16 protein-coding genes are annotated in these 16,213 nt (G+C 42.7%); 10 read left to right on the forward strand and 6 right to left on the reverse strand.

What is annotated here, in order from left to right:
* Positions 1–6: 6 nt before the first annotated feature.
* Positions 7–774 carry a copper homeostasis protein CutC gene (locus ABDD94_RS13790; RefSeq protein WP_345952734.1) on the forward strand — a complete coding sequence of 256 codons (768 nt, stop codon included), beginning with the start codon at positions 7–9 and terminating at the stop codon, positions 772–774.
* On the opposite strand, the gene ABDD94_RS13795 is transcribed toward ABDD94_RS13790, so the two are convergent.
* Positions 760–3,594 (reverse strand): hypothetical protein, encoded by a 2,835-nt coding sequence (locus ABDD94_RS13795; RefSeq protein ID WP_345952735.1) that lies wholly within the window; start codon positions 3,592–3,594, stop codon positions 760–762. The genes ABDD94_RS13790 and ABDD94_RS13795 overlap by 15 nt on opposite strands.
* Positions 3,595–3,705: 111 nt before the next feature.
* Between ABDD94_RS13795 and hscA the strand changes: the two genes are divergently transcribed.
* On the forward strand, positions 3,706–5,562 hold the full coding sequence (hscA, locus tag ABDD94_RS13800; protein ID WP_345952736.1) for a Fe-S protein assembly chaperone HscA: 1,857 nt from the start codon (positions 3,706–3,708) through the stop codon (positions 5,560–5,562).
* A gap of 52 nt (positions 5,563–5,614) precedes the next feature.
* Here the strand turns inward: hscA and ABDD94_RS13805 are convergent, their stop codons facing one another.
* Positions 5,615–5,905 carry a hypothetical protein gene (locus ABDD94_RS13805; protein ID WP_345951504.1) on the reverse strand — a complete coding sequence of 97 codons (291 nt, stop codon included), beginning with the start codon at positions 5,903–5,905 and terminating at the stop codon, positions 5,615–5,617.
* Between the two features lie 96 nt (positions 5,906–6,001).
* Here ABDD94_RS13805 and ABDD94_RS13810 point away from each other — a divergent pair, with 96 nt between their 5' ends.
* A complete protein-coding gene (locus ABDD94_RS13810; protein WP_345952737.1) occupies positions 6,002–7,156 on the forward strand; it encodes a hypothetical protein in 1,155 nt (384 codons plus the stop codon).
* On the opposite strand, the gene ABDD94_RS13815 is transcribed toward ABDD94_RS13810, so the two are convergent.
* Positions 7,153–7,737, reverse strand: coding sequence for a riboflavin synthase (locus ABDD94_RS13815; RefSeq protein WP_345952738.1), 585 nt, complete (start codon positions 7,735–7,737; stop codon positions 7,153–7,155). The genes ABDD94_RS13810 and ABDD94_RS13815 overlap by 4 nt on opposite strands.
* Positions 7,738–7,914: 177 nt before the next feature.
* On the opposite strand from ABDD94_RS13815, the gene ABDD94_RS13820 reads away from it, so the two are divergent.
* The 5 genes from ABDD94_RS13820 to ABDD94_RS13840 all read left to right on the forward strand — a co-directional run bounded on the left by ABDD94_RS13820 (position 7,915) and on the right by ABDD94_RS13840 (position 11,211).
* Positions 7,915–8,769: a methylated-DNA--[protein]-cysteine S-methyltransferase gene (locus ABDD94_RS13820; RefSeq protein WP_345952740.1), complete on the forward strand. Its 855-nt coding sequence runs from the start codon at positions 7,915–7,917 to the stop codon at positions 8,767–8,769.
* Position 8,770: 1 nt separating this feature from the next.
* Positions 8,771–9,037, forward strand: coding sequence for an Ada metal-binding domain-containing protein (locus ABDD94_RS13825; protein ID WP_345952741.1), 267 nt, complete (start codon positions 8,771–8,773; stop codon positions 9,035–9,037).
* A gap of 3 nt (positions 9,038–9,040) precedes the next feature.
* The gene (locus ABDD94_RS13830) at positions 9,041–9,754 is read left to right on the forward strand and encodes a 2OG-Fe(II) oxygenase (protein WP_345952742.1); all 714 of its coding nucleotides are present in this window, start codon (positions 9,041–9,043) and stop codon (positions 9,752–9,754) included.
* Between the two features lie 6 nt (positions 9,755–9,760).
* The gene (locus tag ABDD94_RS13835; RefSeq protein WP_345952743.1) at positions 9,761–10,369 is read left to right on the forward strand and encodes an alpha-ketoglutarate-dependent dioxygenase AlkB; all 609 of its coding nucleotides are present in this window, start codon (positions 9,761–9,763) and stop codon (positions 10,367–10,369) included.
* A 374-nt stretch (positions 10,370–10,743) separates the two neighbouring features.
* On the forward strand, positions 10,744–11,211 hold the full coding sequence (locus tag ABDD94_RS13840) for an NUDIX domain-containing protein (RefSeq protein WP_345952744.1): 468 nt from the start codon (positions 10,744–10,746) through the stop codon (positions 11,209–11,211).
* Positions 11,212–11,222: 11 nt separating this feature from the next.
* Here the strand turns inward: ABDD94_RS13840 and ABDD94_RS13845 are convergent, their stop codons facing one another.
* Positions 11,223–11,714: a c-type cytochrome gene (locus ABDD94_RS13845; RefSeq protein ID WP_345951495.1), complete on the reverse strand. Its 492-nt coding sequence runs from the start codon at positions 11,712–11,714 to the stop codon at positions 11,223–11,225.
* 90 nt (positions 11,715–11,804) lie between these two features.
* The gene (locus ABDD94_RS13850; protein ID WP_345952745.1) at positions 11,805–12,653 is read right to left on the reverse strand and encodes an SDR family NAD(P)-dependent oxidoreductase; all 849 of its coding nucleotides are present in this window, start codon (positions 12,651–12,653) and stop codon (positions 11,805–11,807) included.
* Between the two features lie 219 nt (positions 12,654–12,872).
* Here ABDD94_RS13850 and ABDD94_RS13855 point away from each other — a divergent pair, with 219 nt between their 5' ends.
* Positions 12,873–13,235: a BlaI/MecI/CopY family transcriptional regulator gene (locus ABDD94_RS13855; RefSeq protein WP_345952746.1), complete on the forward strand. Its 363-nt coding sequence runs from the start codon at positions 12,873–12,875 to the stop codon at positions 13,233–13,235.
* A 4-nt stretch (positions 13,236–13,239) separates the two neighbouring features.
* Positions 13,240–15,057 carry a M56 family metallopeptidase gene (locus ABDD94_RS13860; protein ID WP_345952747.1) on the forward strand — a complete coding sequence of 606 codons (1,818 nt, stop codon included), beginning with the start codon at positions 13,240–13,242 and terminating at the stop codon, positions 15,055–15,057.
* A gap of 36 nt (positions 15,058–15,093) precedes the next feature.
* Here the strand turns inward: ABDD94_RS13860 and ABDD94_RS13865 are convergent, their stop codons facing one another.
* Positions 15,094–16,179 (reverse strand): DNA topoisomerase IB, encoded by a 1,086-nt coding sequence (locus ABDD94_RS13865; RefSeq protein ID WP_345952748.1) that lies wholly within the window; start codon positions 16,177–16,179, stop codon positions 15,094–15,096.
* Positions 16,180–16,213: the final 34 nt, after the last annotated feature.

The following is a 16,213-nucleotide window of genomic DNA, read 5'->3' on the forward strand; positions in this document are numbered from 1 at the left end:
TATATCATGACTATATCGCTCGAAGTTTGCGCCAACTCTGTACAATCGGCAATTGCAGCACAAGAGGGTGGTGCCAAACGCATAGAATTGTGCGATAACCTGCACGAAGGCGGCACTACTCCTTCTTACGGACACATTAAAATTACTCGTCAACTTCTTCAAATTCCAATTCATGTGCTGCTGCGTCCGCGGGCGGGCGATTTTTTATATACCAGGCACGAGTTCGAAATTATAAAAGCAGATCTGGAATTTTGCGGGCAAAATGGCTGTGATGCGGTAGTAATTGGAATTTTGAACGCCGACGGCACCGTTGACAAACCCCGATGCGCCGAGCTGGTGCAAATGGCGAAAAAAGCAGGTATGCGCACTACTTTTCATCGTGCTATTGACTTATGCGCCGATGTTTTTGCTGCTATGGAAGACATTATTGAGTTAGGGTTCGACTACATTTTAACATCAGGCGGTAAAACCAGTGCTATGGAAGGCGCCAGCAAAATAGCTCAGCTTATTCAACGGGCAAATGGCCGTATAGACATCATTCCAGGTGGTGGCGTGAGTGAGTACAACGCAGCAGACCTGGTTCATTTTACCGGCGCTTCCGAAATACATTCCTCAGCCCGTGTACGCCGTGATAGCGCTATGGTTTACCGTAACACTCAAATCATTATGGGAACGTCTGCCAGTGAGTATGGTATAGACGAAACTGATGCGGATCGTGTACGTAACATCATACAAAAAGCCAATGAAGCCTGCCTCGGCTCAAAAGATACTTAACGGCAATATCAGTGTGAAGCGATTGCGCCCCCTACCACCAAAAATATCGTTATCAAGCAAATAGGTATACCGTAAACCAAAAGTTATGGAGCTTTCATTAAACCATTGTGTATCAAAATAAAGCTCTGCCCCTGCCGACCTAAAATCAGCCTTAAACGCAGCGCCGCTCCGGTAAAAATCCTTACCATGTGTATAATCATAAAACAAGTTCCCTCTTAAACGCATAAGGTAAACCAGGTTGGCAACACCGGCATCTGGATAAGCTATCGGGAAATGATAGTTTACCCCAGCTTTGTATAACCTGTATAGGTTGTCGGAAGTGTACCCTCTGGAAAAAGGCAGCTGGTTCGAAAAAATGCTATAGTTGCGGTCGCGCCGCTGGTGGGCCACGTTAAAAACGAGGCTGTGTGTTTTGACCAAGCCCGGAAAGTAAAAGGTGCCCGATGCCAGCAACTGATGCGCACCTAAATTGTTGATGGTATTACGGTAAGTTAGCGTTAGGCTTTGAGCCAACTGCGGATTTATAAGCTGGTACGGCTTAGCAACCTGATTGCTGATGGTTATAGAGTTATTTAAATAAGTATTGTTCGGCAAAGCATTTTTAAACGCAACCTGCTTAACGTCATTAATACTGTAGTTAATACTGCTGGTATAGGTAAACCGCGTAGTATTACGTCCGCCAGCAAAACTTAGAGGTATTTGCAAACCAGCTTGCAAATTGGTCTCGTTCCAGTTCACTTCTACAGCATTCCGATTTTGATCGAAGCCAAAGTCCCGCCTATCGAGTGTGTAATTTACACTGCCAAACAGGTAAGGGAACAGCGCGCCATAAATTGTGTTGAAACCGAACTGCTTATAACCCTCGTTTCGGTTATAATTGAACGATAGTTCACTTTGAAAAGTGTTTAGGATGTTTTCTCCCAATAAGGAGAACGAATACTCCGGGTCGTCCAAGTACGGCACCAGGCTGTGAAAGTTAAAAGGCCGCGTAAACTTTGGATACTTTTTGGCGGGCAATACCTGCGTATGGATTGACGCCAGCAAATTAGTGCTTGAATCCTGTTTCAACGAAGCCACCTGAAAATCCGGTAAGGGCGGCAAAGCATCAACCGGGTTAAATGCCAAATTCTTTTTGTCTGCCTGATGTAACTGGTAGCCAAATGCACTGAAACTAATCCAAGCCAGCTTTTTGTTTCCTACAGCAGGCTGGTAATTACCAATGTAGTTCATCAAAGAGTCACCTTGCATCTCATACAGTTTGCGGTTGTTTATAGTTAGCGCAAACAGCTTATCGTTGATACCTGATGTAGCCGAAAAATAAACGGTGTCGCCTCTAACAACCGGGAAAGCTTTCGGTGCCATATCAGCAGTTGTAAGCTCATCAACCTTACCTGAGCTAATATTAACCAGGGCAATTGATGTCTTTCCATCTTGCCTTCGTACGGCCGATATGATTTGGTCATTGTTGTAAAACTTAGGATACGTATATAAGAGGTTTGCCGGATTAGGTACTGCTGTAATGAGCTTGCCATTATTGGCGTTTAGGATATGTAAGCTATACCTACCCGATGCTGGTACATCGACAGCTACAATGCGGCTATTATCGGCATTAAAGGCTGGTGCAAAATATTTTGTTTTGGCAGTGAGTTGCCGTTGTGAGCCTGTTTTTACATCGATAACTTTCAGTTCATTATATTCCCGGTAACTCCAGCGTGCATCCGGCCGGCGGGAGGCATATACAATCTGTCCGTTATTGTAATGGAAATAACTGTCAACGGTAAAGTCACTCAGGCGGATTATACGCTCATTGTCACCTTTGCGCATCACAAACGCTGGCCGTTGCGTATAGGATGATCTCCGGTAAATTACAGTGTTATCATTTGCAAAAGCCGGAAACTCCTGGTTACCTATAAAGTGCTGACTGTTTTTATACTGCTGCGCACCTTTTTGCAACCCGGGTGTAAGCAACTGCGATTTAAAATGATTTAAAGCTGCCGTACGAAAAGCAATATACTCCTGACCGGTATGCTTTTTAAGCGCGTTTTGAAAAGGATAAATTAACGACTTGTAAGCAGCGGCGTCATGATTAACTTTCCGCCATATATCACTACCATAACTGTCCCGCCCGTACGAGATAAGCATGTAGCCCAGCGGGTACCAATCGGGTACATAGTCACGATAAGAACCATTGCGCAGCTTCATCCAGCTATAGTTCTTGCCTGCAGCCCACAAGCTTCGGTAGCCGTTAAAAAAATAAGGTAAACGCCCGCGCCCCTGCGTAGTTAAAAGAGTTTCGTTATATACGGCATCTCCCTCGGCAAACCAGTTAGGCACAGCAAGGCCATAAGCGAGCACCTGTCCGCCTTCGCCAAAAAGAGTATGCAGTAAGCGGGTAAGTCCAACATCGGAGTTATTATATTGCTGTACGTGCCTAAACTCATGCAAGGTGAGCTGATCTACCGGCAGTATGGTGCCTAAGCCAAAACTGTTTTGCGCCGGCGTCAAATAAAACTCACTCCTAAACGGCGCCAGGCCCACATAGCCATTGGTATTTATAAGCTGGTTTTGTAATACTATATTAATTTGCCTTTGCTTAAAGCCAATAGTTGGCTTTATAGCGTTATTGGCCTGCTGTATGATACTGTTTACCCGCTGCCCGGCCGAATCCATTCCCACAGGATAGATAACCCGCGCGGCAGGCGTGTTAATCTCTTTCCATTTTACAGATGGCGGATTACCACCAAACTGCTGCGCTTTCACAGCACCGGTAAATAACAATAGGCTTGTGGTTAGCACGCCCCAAAAAGTAGGCTTAAACATTGTGCTGAAAATATACAGAAAATATTGGTTAAGCAATGCAAAGCAATTCACATAAGCATGACATGGGTTAAGCTAAAACTACCTACATTTGCCGCTTGTTAAGCAAGTACTATGGCTAAAGTTTCCATTAACCTGGCTACAGGTTCGTTACAAAAGGAAGATATTATTGTAGGTATAGATTTGGGTACTACCAATTCGTTGGTAGCCTTTATTGATCCGGATAAAAACCCGAAGGTGATTAATGATGCCGGCAAAGGTGTGTTGGTACCCTCTGTATTGCACTTTGATACTGCCGGAAGCATAACGGTAGGTAACGAAGCTAAAAACTATTTGATAACCGATCCGCAAAACACTATATTTTCAGTGAAACGGTTATTAGGCCGTTCTTATAACGATATTGAAAATTATAAGGATTTCTTTTCTTATAAAGTAATTGATGACAACAGCGAAAGCCTGGTTAAGGTTAAAGTGGGCGACCGCTTTTACACACCTATAGAGCTATCGGGGCTTATACTTAAGGAGCTGAAAGAACGTGCCGAACATGCGTTGAAAACACCAGTTAACCGAGCTGTAATTACCGTACCTGCTTATTTTAATGACTCGCAGCGCCAGGCCACGCGTGATGCCGGCAAATTGGCAGGCTTAGATGTATTACGCATTGTAAACGAACCAACAGCGGCAAGTTTAGCTTATGGCATTGGCTTAAACCCTGAAGAGACCAAAACTATTGCAGTTTATGATTTAGGCGGCGGCACGTTTGATGTATCTATACTGCAAATACAGAACGGTATATTTGAAGTGCTTTCCACTAATGGCGATACGTTTTTAGGTGGCGATGATTTTGACCGCGCCATATTGCAGTACTGGATTGAAAAAAACCAGCTTGATAAAAATGAACTGGCCAATAACCGCGAACTCACACAACAACTGCGCTTGAAAGCCGAAGAGGCAAAAAAAGCATTTGCCCATCAAAGTTTGTTCAATGAAAAAATAGGCGACATTTGGTGTACCATTGATCGCAATACATTTGAAGAACTAATTACTCCTAAAGTTGCGCAAACCATAACAGCCTGTACCAACGCATTGAAAGATGCCAACTTAACTACAGCTGATATCGATGAAGTGATTATGGTAGGCGGCTCAACCCGTACTGCACTCGTACAAAACAAAGTAGCCGAATTTTTTGGCAAACCCGTGCATAACGAGATGAACCCGGACGAGGTGGTAGCTTTGGGTGCTGCTATACAAGCTGATATATTGGCCGGTAATCGCAAAGATATACTGTTACTGGACGTTACGCCCCTTTCACTCGGTATTGAAACCATGGGCGGCCTGATGGATGTAATTATCCCACGAAACTCTAAGGTGCCCACCAAAGCTGGCCGACAGTATACAACCTCGGTTGACGGACAGGTGAATATGAAAATATCAGTTTTCCAAGGTGAGCGCGATTTGGTGAAAGAGAACCGGAAATTGGCTGAGTTCGATTTAAAGGGCATTCCTGCTATGCCGGCAGGCTTTCCAAAAGTCGACATCAACTTTTTGCTGAATGCTGATGGAATTTTAAAAGTTCAGGCTATCGAGTTACGCTCGGGTACCAAGCAAGAAGTAGAGGTAACGCCGGCTTACGGTATTACTAATGAGCAGGTAGAACAAATGTTAATGGATAGCATCACCCATGCTAAAGACGATGTTAGTCAACGTATGGTGATTGAAGCTCGTACCGAGGGCGAGCAGATGGTATATACTGCTGAACGCTTTATTGAAAAACATGGCGAGTTACTCAGCATTGCAGAAGTGGCCAGTACCCATCAGCATATACAAGCACTTAAAGAAGTTTTGACCAGCGGCGATAAGGATCTGATACTGAAAAAGGTTGATGAACTTAATGAGCTAACCCGCCCCTATGCAGAGCGTGTGATGGATCAAGCCATTAGTACGGCCATGAAGGGCAAAAGCATCGATTAATAATCTACAAGCACAATAATAAAAAGCCCTCATAATTGAGGGCTTTTCTTTTTTACAGTTTATCGATTGCTTCTTGCTCTTTGAGCGCCTGAATATTATTCTTGCTGTTGTAATCGCTGGTTTGATCAGCAAAATCTTCCAGAATAGACGCAATTGTATCCAGATTGTCGGCAACACGCTGGTGCATATCGGGCAAATCTTTCTCGAGCCGTTTGTCGCCCAAATCTATATTGTCCACTTCAATTTTCCCTAATTTTTGTATGATAGCCTGCTGGCTATTTTTTAGGTCCTCTAACTCATGGACAATCTTTTCCATTAGTTCAAACTTTCTGATCTTATCCATTTGAGTATGTTTTAGTATTTACTTACAAGCATAATTTTTAAAAAAAGTTTGATGTGTGAATATTAACTAATAACTTAGTTGATATTAATCAGATGTATGACCACTAAATTCTTCCTCATATTTGTTTCTCTATTAGCTGTTAGCTCGTCAGCAGCAGCACAATTCAGCACAGTAAGTGACCGTACACTGCTGGAATACTACCAGGCGCAAAAATATGTTGAAGCGGCAACCTATCTAAAAAGCGTTTATAAGGAACCTGTAAGCGATCCTAATGCATTACGTAATTTGGCTTACACCACGCAAATGGCGGGCAAATTGGTTGAGGCCGAAGCCTATTATCAACGCCTGTTTCAATTAGATACTACCAAGCTTTCCGTTTTGAATAGTATAGCGGGCATCAATTTGCGAAGGGGCAACCTGCAAAAGGCTCAAACCTACTATTTGCATATTATTTCGGTCGATTCAACCAACTTTTATGTCCTCAAACAAATGGCCGATATTAGCTCACGCAATAATGACACTACCGGCTATGTCAAATACCTAAGCAAAGCTAACGCGGTTAACGGAGACGACGCCGATGTGGCGTCGGACTTGAGCAACTGGTATGTGAACGTAAAAAAATATGCACTGGCCCAGGCTGTGTTAAACACGGCTATAACTGCTGATCCTGAAAATGTGGTGCTGCTACAAAGCCTTCTGAAGCTGGTACATGCACAATCAAACTGGGCTGAAACTGTTAAAGTGGGCATGAAACTGTTGCAACTGGGCGACGGCACCTACCCTACCGCGCTTAAGCTAGGGCAAGCGTACTATAAACTTAAAAACTACATGTGTTGCCTCGAAACGCTGGCTGGGATGGAAGATATACAGCAAACAGAAACTTCCTTTTATTATATGGCATTAAGTTACAAAGCCCTTAAAAACTATCCGAAGTCTATTGTATACTTTGAGCGGGCCATTACCGAAGGCATATCACCTGCCATACCAACCTATTACGGAGAAATGGCTGGCAGTTACCAGGAACATAAGCGGTTTAAAAAAGCAGTGTACAGCTACGAGAAGGGTTTGCAGTTTGAGGAACGGCCACTGCTCCTTTACTCGTTAGCTACCTTATATGATAGCGATTTGAAAGACAAGGCCAAGGCGGTAAGGTACTACAAACGGTACTTAGGCACTAATCCGCCGGCTGTGCAGCAGGTGTATGTAGATTATACCAAGAGCCGTATCAGCGCCTTAGCCAGCCGACTTTAGCGCTGCATTAAGCGGGCCACGTATTTGCCTATAATATCAAACTCCAGGTTTACAACCGAACCTTCGCGCACACTTTGCAAGTTGGTATGCTCATAAGTATAGGGTATAATAGCAACAGAAAAGCTGTCATCCTTTGAGTTAACAACGGTTAAACTGATGCCATTTATACATATAGAACCTTTTTCCACTGTTACATTACCCTTGGTGGTATCGTACTGAAAAGTGTATTCCCAACTACCTTCAAGCGCCTTGTACATAGTGCAAACAGCGGTTTGGTCCACATGCCCTTGTACAATGTGGCCGTCTAAACGAGCGTTCATTTGCATACAACGTTCTAAATTTACCAAGCCACCTAATTCAAGCTGACCAATGTTGGTTTTGTTCAGCGTTTCTTCAATAGCAGTAACCGTGTGCCGGTTTCCGTCTACAGCTACCACCGTAAGACAAACGCCGTTATGCGCTACCGATTGGTCGATTTTTAGCTCGGCTGATATTTCAGATTCTATGGTAAGATGAACATTGCCTTGTTCATGCTTAAGTTCGGCCACGCGGCCTAAGGTCTCTATAATTCCGGTAAACATTTAACCCCCTAATCCTCCTGCCGGAGGGATATTGTTAAGCAGCAAAACTAAGTATAATGTTTGGTGCGTTTATCAGTTGTAAATCATTATCATTACTGTAACGTTAACAAATTACAGCAAGAATCGGGTTTTGTGGCACTGGCAGGCGGGCTACTTTTGTAGAAAGATTAGCATAACATGGAAACGCAGAACGAAATAGATTACAAAAGGATAGCGCAGGCCATTGAGTATTTAAAGCTCAATTATAAACGCCAGCCCACGCTGGATGAGGCGGCCGCACATGTACACTTAAGCCCTTTCCATTTTCAGCGCATGTTTAAGGACTGGGCCGGGATAAGTCCAAAACAGTTTTTGCAGTACTTGAGCATTGAGCATGCCAAATCCATCTTGCGCGAAAAGCAAACTTCGCTTTTCAATGCGGCTTTTGAAGCCGGCTTGTCGGGCACAGGCAGGCTGCATGATCTATTTGTTAAGATAGAAGGCATGACACCCGGCGAATATAAAAATGGCGGTGAGCAGCTGCATATTAATTACAGCTTTACCGAAAGTCCGTTCGGAACCTTACTGGCAGCCGCAACACCAAAAGGAGTTTGTTATATGGCCTTTGTTGATGAGCCGGAGCCGGATGCTTTGGCCAAGCTTCGCCACAATTTCCCAAATGCTACTTACCATCAATTGCTTGATCAGATACAGCAGAACGCGTTGCAAATCTTTACGCAAGACTGGAGCCAACTTGATAATGTTAAACTACATTTAAAAGGTACCGCATTTCAACTTAAGGTATGGGAAGCTTTACTTAAGGTGCCAATGGGTGGCCTATCTACCTACGCTGGCCTGGCCAGCATTCTTAATAACCCTAATGCCTGCCGTGCGGTAGGTTCGGCTGTGGGAAATAACCCGGTGGCATTCCTTATTCCCTGCCACAGAGTGATACGCTCAACCGGTGAGATTGGGCAGTACCATTGGGGAAGCGTGCGCAAAAATGCCATAATTGGCTGGGAAGCAGCAAAGTTGTTAGTTGTAGCTGGCTAATATGTACCGGCATACTGAATTAGGCATTACAGTTTACGCGCGTACCAGGAGACTTTATACCTTAATTAATTCTAACGAAGTCAGTTTAGCAGGCTACACTAAGAACAAGGTATATGGTACACTTTCGTGTGCATCCGGTAAACTGATGAAAGCCGAAAACAGAGTGTTTTTCCAGAACGAACAGGAAGCTCTCAAGGCAGGCTACCGCCCCTGCGGAAACTGCATGCCTGAAAAATACAGACAATGGAAAATATCTTCTGATAAATAAGTGATGAATAGCATTGAATATAACTTGCAAAGCAAGGATTGGGAATTTATAGCCAACAGCCTGAACACTACTGGTTATGCCGTTGTAAAAAACATATTGAGCGCCGAACAATGCCAACAGCTTATTGTAAATTACGGAGACACCAGCGCCTACCGTAAAACCGTAGTAATGGAACGTTACCGTTTTGGGCTGGGTGAATACAAATACTTCAACTATCCTTTGCCTGACCTGATTACTAAAATCAGACAAGCTGCTTATCCCTATCTGGCTAAAGTTGCCAACTTATGGATGGATGTTTTGGGCACCGGCATCATTTATCCGTTAACACATGATGAGTTGAAGCGACGGTGTCACAAGGCAGATCAAACAAAACCAACAGCACTTATTTTGAAGTATGGTCCGGGTGGCTTTAATACACTGCATCAGGATTTATACGGCGACATTTACTTCCCTATGCAGGCAGTACTTTTTTTGAATGAACCCGGCACCGATTACACCGGCGGCGTATTTGTTCTTACAGAACAAATACCACGTGCTCAATCAAGAGCTATAGTTTTACAGCCTAAACGTGGCGATATGCTTATTTTCACCACTAGCTTTCGGCCGGTTAAAGGCACCAAAGGCTATTACCGTGTAAACATGAAACATGGCGTAAGCACAGTAAATACCGGCGAACGGTATACGCTTGGCATAATTTTTCATGATGCTTTGAGTTAATGTAAAATGGATTTGTTTAGTGCCGATATTGATATTAGAACTAATTTACTGCCTTATGATGGGGAGGTGAATTATTATGGCCCTATCTTAAACCTTAATCAAGCAAATTTTTATTTAGACGCTTTTTTAAGCACTATTGCCTGGAAGAATGACGAAGCTATCATTTTCGGAAAACACTTTATCACCAAGCGCAAGGCAGCCTGGTACGGTGATGAAAACTATGCTTATACCTACTCTAATACCACCAAACAAGCGTTGATATGGACACCCCAACTGCTGGAATTAAAAGCATTGGTTGAGCAACACAGCAATCACCAGTTTAACTCGTGCCTGCTTAACCTTTACCACGATGGTAACGAAGGTATGGCATGGCATAGCGATGATGAAAAGTCTCTTGGACAAAATACCACTATAGCATCGCTAAGCTTAGGCGCGGAGCGTAAGTTTGCTTTTAAGCACAAAATCAGCAAGTACACTACTGCTGTTATTTTACAAGCCGGCAGCCTACTGGTTATGAAAGGCGCTACACAAACCAACTGGTTGCACGCTTTGCCAAAGACCACCAAAGTTAAGCAACCAAGAATTAATCTTACTTTTCGCACTATCAGTCATTAACGTTTTAAATTAATAAAAAAAGGCTGTTTGAAACAGCCTTTTAGCGTTGTAGATTGTGATTAGGTATGTAGGGCGAAAGTCTTACTAAACTTTTCAAATGGGTTATGATCAATAATAAGAATTCAACGTAGCAAAGGAAATTTGCTGGTTGTTGATTATGATTTTACACACTACTATATTAACTAAAAGGTAAGCTAAACATATTATGGTGATAACCGTTGTGTTCTCATGTCCCATTTGCTTGGATCACGATATAAAGATAAATGCTAATTTTCCTGTAGGTTAATCTTTAACATATCTTAACACTATTAGTAGTATAAGTCTATTCATCGGCACGAATATGAAAATGCAACTTACATCACAGCTTAATAACTATGGTTCGAAAAAGCGCAGGAATATTATTGTACAGATTGGTTGACCATCAGTTAGAGGTATTCCTGGTACATCCCGGGGGCCCTTACTTTGTAAATAAGGATGTTGGTGTATGGAGCATCCCGAAAGGAGAATTTGATGAGCATGAAGATGCACTAACTGCTGCCAAGCGCGAGTTTGAGGAAGAGACAGGTCAACCTGTACAGGGTACGTTTACACCTTTGCAAACCATTAAACAAAAAGGTGGCAAGCTGGTGCAGGCCTGGGCAGTTAAGGGTGACATTGACCATAAAGTAGCAGTGAGCAATACCTTCAAAATGGAATATCCCTACAAATCGGGCAAATGGATTACGGTACCCGAAATTGACAAGGCGGCCTGGTTTACGGCTGAAGAAGCAAAAGAAAAAATTATCGGGGCACAAGCAGCTTTGATTGAAGAGCTAACAGAGTTGCTATTCAACCAAAGCTAAAATTGAAAAGTTTATTGCGCTGGTGTTGCGGCAGGTTGCGGTGTAGCAGGTGCACCTTGCTGGCGCGGCATGCGGGCAACGTGAGCGGCCTTTACTTCGGGATGTGCTGACCCTTTATGACAGGTATTACAGTTAACCCCCATTTCCATAATGCGTCCTAGTGAATCCTTGCCGGCTTTAAAATATTTTTTGTTAATGTTGGCTGTCATGCGGTACATCTCGCGGGCCATTTGTTTCTCGGGTTTACCATCAAGCGCCCAATCCATTTTCTTGGTTTCTTCGTTACGCGAATGGCAGAAATTGCACCGTACGCCCAAAGCCGCGCCCCACTCGTCCATTACGTTGTGCAGCTCTTTTTCTGAAATGTCTTTCGGCAGAACTTTGAGATTCTGAAACTTTTTTTCATCAACAGTTTTCGACTGCTGCTGCATAGATGTGGTAGAGACGAAAATTACGGCAGATACTAAGCCAATAGTGACGATGAGCTTTCTGTTCAGTAGCATATATTAATTAGCGTTATGGTTGAGTAAGCATAGATAATAAAACTTATTTACAAAACCATGACATTATTACATGTTACAACATTGTTACGCTTATATTAAAAAAGGTGCCGCTAACTGCTCGCTAATCTGCCATAGCTTGTTACGTGCTGATGCATTTTGTGCCGCCAGATTAGTTTGTGCCACACTGCCTTTTTTAAAGTACTGACCGCTTAATTTAGGATTTAATTTTGCAGCGCCGGCCAGGTAAATGCTGGTTTCTGCACCTTGCCGTGGTGTAATCATAAAAGGCTTAGCCAGCATCATCAGCACTTTACCAAATCCACCCAGCTCAGTGCCAAAGCCCGTGCTTACAATGCCCGGGTGTACAGCGTATGCAGTTATGCCAGCCTGAACATATTTTTCAGCAAGCGATTTAGTGAAATAAATATTACACAGCTTGGCCAAACCATAAGCCTTAAACGATGAGTAATCGCGTTCGAACTGAAAATCGTTTAACAACTGCGGTCTTGCAATTTTGTGCGCCTCTGAGCTGATATTAACAATGCGGGCCTGCCCTTTTTGTAACAAAGGCATCAGGCTCATCGTTAGCAAAAAGTGCCCCAGGTGGTTCATAGCAAAAGTTAACTCATAACCGTCTTTACTTAACTTACGGGTTTGGTTAATACCACCAGCATTGTTGATTAACGTATTGATAGCAAAAAGCTTTCCCTTTAACTCGGTAGCCGCCCGCTGTACAGACTCCATATCTGCCAAATTGCAGTGCACTACAAAAATACTACGGTTGCCGGATTGTGCTACCAGTTCCTTTTTTAGGGCCTCGCCTTTGTCAACATTACGTACCAACAGGTACAACGCATGGTCTATTTTAGCCAGTGCTAAAGCAGTTTCTTTACCTATACCCGATGTTGCACCCGTAATAACTGTTGTTCTAAAAGGCATTTTATTTTATTTGAATTACAAGTTGCTAAGTTATTAAGATTTAGAACTGCAATTGTTTCTCCATGGTAAATTATACCATTTACGGCCTGGCCTGCTTCTAATTAATCTACCAACTTATGACCCATTACGCGATGAAAGTGTTTATAAGCCACAATATATTTTAAAATAATTTTCTTTATTTACGAAACTTTCGTAGATTTACGAAGTTATCGTAGAAAGATGGAAAAATTAACGCAGCAAGAAGAGGACGCCATGCAGGTGATATGGCAAAACACAAAAGGTTTCATTAAAGACTTTTTGGATGCCATGCCCGAACCAAAGCCGCCTTATACTACCCTTGCCTCCACTGTAAAAAATTTAGAACGCAAAGGATTTGTGAAAGGTGAAAAGATTGGCAATAGCTATCAATACTCGGCCTTAATAAAGGAAGAAGATTACAAGAAGCGCTTTATGAGCGGGTTTGTAAATAATTACTTTAAAAACTCCTATAAAGAATTGGTTACATTTTTTGCAAAAGACCAAAAGATAAGCGCCGATGAATTACAAGAGATTATAAAACTAATTGAAAATCATAAAAAGTAACGCCATGCCTGCATTGTTAATATATCTACTTAAAGTGAATATTGCCCTGCTGCTGTTTTGCCTTGGCTATTATGCTGTGCTACGTAAACTAACTTTTTATACATTAAACCGCGTTTACCTCATAACGGCAATCTTATTTTCAAGCATTTACCCGCAAATTGATTTGAGCAACATGATGCAGCACCACCAAAAACTGGTGGAACCGTTGCAGATTGTTGTAATTAACCTAAACAGCCGTGCAGCAGTATTGGCAAAACCTATTGCACATGCCAATTATTGGGAATGGGTGATTGTAGTTTTTTGGATTGGCGTATCTGTTATGGCTTTGCGTTTAGCAATCCAATTTTTGTCGCTTTACCGCATTTACCACAATTCTAAACCAGCTAACTTATATAACCAAAAGGTAAGAGTTATTGCAGATGAGGTTAATCCCTTCTCTTTTTGGCAAAGTATATTTATCAACCCAAGGCATCATGCCGCCGAAGAACTGCATTCAATTATTGCTCATGAGCAAGTGCACATTAAGCAATGGCATACGCTGGATATCTTATTAGCAGAACTGAGCTTGATGTTTTACTGGTTTAACCCAGGCGTATGGTTAATGAAAAAAGCGGTAAGCGAGAACCTTGAATTTATTACCGACCGCAATGTACTGCAAAAAGGCACTGACGTAAAAAGTTACCAATACAGTTTACTATACGCCAGTTTCGACACCTCTCCTAATGCCATGGTGAACCACTTCAATATTTCAACAATTAAAAAAAGAATTATGATGATGAACTCAAAAAGATCTTCGGCTTTTAGCCTCACCCGCTATAGCTTTATAGCACCAGCTGTGTTAGTGCTGTTATTAGCCTTTGGAACATCTAAGGCTGCACTCATAAGAAAAGGTTATCATGCTGTCAAAGCAGCATCTAACAAAATTATAGCAATAGCAACTGAAGCCACAACTCATGCAACGGCAAGCAACCAGATTGTTATTAAGCCAGTACTTAAACCGGTAACCATACGCACTAACACCTCGGAACTTAAGGGCTACAGAACAGAGCTTAACCAGACGGTTGATACCAACTTTAATGATGTAGTTAATCAAATAAACATTAGCAATGACACGCCAAAAGTAAAGGGCAAACTTGTTATAGGTTCCGTTGGAGTCGATTCGGCCTATTACCTCATAAACGGTAAGCCTATCTCTTCTAAAACAGCTCTGGGCAGCCTTAACCCCAATGCTATCCATAGCGTTAATGTGCTTCACGGTACAGCAGCAACCAGCCTGTTTGGCGAAAAGGCAAAAAACGGAGCTGTACTTATTGTAACCAAAGACGGCATTAATAACCCTGAAACGAAAGAGATGCTGGAAAAAGTCACCAGCCCGAATTCTGCTATTTTAAAAAGCTCTTACAATAGCGGTTCAGCAACCAGAACAGCCGGCGTTATAGGTGTAACTACGAAACATGACACCAGCAGACTAAGCCTTACACGTGTGACGTCTGCTGCCTCCCAAAAAATGCTCGACAGTCTTCATAAGTCATCGCCCAAAGGCCAGTTAAAAGAAGTAGCCGTTGTGGGATACGCTACCCCCCGCTCGCGTGAGCCACTAACCTTATCTTTTAAAAACCCAAACTCCGCTGCCAATCCGTTAATTTTAATTAATGGCAAAGAAGCCACTAATGAGGACATGAAAGGCTTAAGCCCCAACAGTATTAAGAGTATTGATATAATTAAAGATTCTGCTATTACCACGCAATACGGAGCAAAAGCATCGTATGGGATTATAAAAATAACTACTCAAGAAAGCACCAAGAGCACCCCGAAGAAATAATTTTTTGTGTTAATATAGTTTCCCGTTCTTTATAGATCAGCTGGCCTCGGCCAGCTTTTCTTTTTCCAGTATCTCGAGCAAGGCTTTCTCTGCAGTATTAAGCTCCGAAGCCCTGATATCCTTATCCTCGTCCAGGTTCTGGATGTATTTAAAAAGCGTGCCCTCCTCGTAACTTTTAATTACGGTTGGGTGCACGTAATACTTTTTACATACCGTGCGGGTGTTGCCCAGGTTAATGGCTACTTCGTCCAGCACACTGATGATATTTTTTTTGCATTGGGTCTGGTTTTCAAATTCGCCCGCTTCCTTAAAGGCATATAGAGCGCTTACACTGCCAGCCCAGGTACGAAAATCTTTGGCAGTAAAATCCTCGCCGGTAATTTGCTTCAAGTAACCGTTTACATCACCCGAATCGATGGTACAGCGTTTTCCTTCATCATCATAATACTGAAACAACTCCTTACCGGGTATATCACGGCATTGCTTAACCAAACGGGCCAGTCTTTTGCTTTGCAAGTCTATCTTATGATAAACTCCTTTTTTGCCTTTAAACTCAAAATTGATTTTGGACCCATCTACCTTTACATGCTTATCCTGCATGGTGGTTAAACCGTAAGAGCCATACAGCTTTTTGTACGACTCGTTGCCTATACGTATACTGGTTAGTTCCATTAACCTAACAACCAGCGCTAAAACTTTATCATGATCCAGATTACGGCGCAGCAAATCCTGATCAACCTGCTGGCGAATAGCCGGTAAATGAGCGGCAAACGCCTGCAGGCGGTGATATTTAGATTGGTTACGGATTTTATTCCAATCGGCATGGTAACGATATTGCTTGCGGCCGGCAGCATCAGTACCGGTAAACTGCAAGTGGCTGTTCTCGTAAGGAGATATCCAAACTTTGGTATAAGCCGGCGGAATAATGAGCTTGTTAAATCTTTGTATAAGTTCTTTATCTTTTACCAGCCCCCCATCCGCGTCATAAAAAGCGAAGCCCTTGCCTGAGGGTTTGCGTGTATAACCCGGCGAGGTGTCAGACACGTATCTTAACCCCGCTGCCTTAGCAGTTATCTTTGGGTCGCGGCCAATTTTTTCAAGTTTTTTAAGGAGGCGGTTCATTATACCATATAAAACAAGAAACATCATTAATGTT

This window comes from Mucilaginibacter sp. PAMB04168 (assembly GCF_039634365.2).
Taxonomy (GTDB): Bacteria; Bacteroidota; Bacteroidia; order Sphingobacteriales; family Sphingobacteriaceae; genus Mucilaginibacter.

Coding starts and splice junctions, on each gene's coding strand:
- ABDD94_RS13790 (WP_345952734.1), top strand. CDS start 7: ATGACTATATCGCTCGAAGTTTGCGCCAACTCTGTACAATCGGCAATT.
- ABDD94_RS13795 (WP_345952735.1), bottom strand. CDS start 3,594: ATGTTTAAGCCTACTTTTTGGGGCGTGCTAACCACAAGCCTATTGTTA.
- hscA (WP_345952736.1), top strand. CDS start 3,706: ATGGCTAAAGTTTCCATTAACCTGGCTACAGGTTCGTTACAAAAGGAA.
- ABDD94_RS13805 (WP_345951504.1), bottom strand. CDS start 5,905: ATGGATAAGATCAGAAAGTTTGAACTAATGGAAAAGATTGTCCATGAG.
- ABDD94_RS13810 (WP_345952737.1), top strand. CDS start 6,002: ATGACCACTAAATTCTTCCTCATATTTGTTTCTCTATTAGCTGTTAGC.
- ABDD94_RS13815 (WP_345952738.1), bottom strand. CDS start 7,737: ATGTTTACCGGAATTATAGAGACCTTAGGCCGCGTGGCCGAACTTAAG.
- ABDD94_RS13820 (WP_345952740.1), top strand. CDS start 7,915: ATGGAAACGCAGAACGAAATAGATTACAAAAGGATAGCGCAGGCCATT.
- ABDD94_RS13825 (WP_345952741.1), top strand. CDS start 8,771: ATGTACCGGCATACTGAATTAGGCATTACAGTTTACGCGCGTACCAGG.
- ABDD94_RS13830 (WP_345952742.1), top strand. CDS start 9,041: ATGAATAGCATTGAATATAACTTGCAAAGCAAGGATTGGGAATTTATA.
- ABDD94_RS13835 (WP_345952743.1), top strand. CDS start 9,761: ATGGATTTGTTTAGTGCCGATATTGATATTAGAACTAATTTACTGCCT.
- ABDD94_RS13840 (WP_345952744.1), top strand. CDS start 10,744: ATGGTTCGAAAAAGCGCAGGAATATTATTGTACAGATTGGTTGACCAT.
- ABDD94_RS13845 (WP_345951495.1), bottom strand. CDS start 11,714: ATGCTACTGAACAGAAAGCTCATCGTCACTATTGGCTTAGTATCTGCC.
- ABDD94_RS13850 (WP_345952745.1), bottom strand. CDS start 12,653: ATGCCTTTTAGAACAACAGTTATTACGGGTGCAACATCGGGTATAGGT.
- ABDD94_RS13855 (WP_345952746.1), top strand. CDS start 12,873: ATGGAAAAATTAACGCAGCAAGAAGAGGACGCCATGCAGGTGATATGG.
- ABDD94_RS13860 (WP_345952747.1), top strand. CDS start 13,240: ATGCCTGCATTGTTAATATATCTACTTAAAGTGAATATTGCCCTGCTG.
- ABDD94_RS13865 (WP_345952748.1), bottom strand. CDS start 16,179: ATGAACCGCCTCCTTAAAAAACTTGAAAAAATTGGCCGCGACCCAAAG.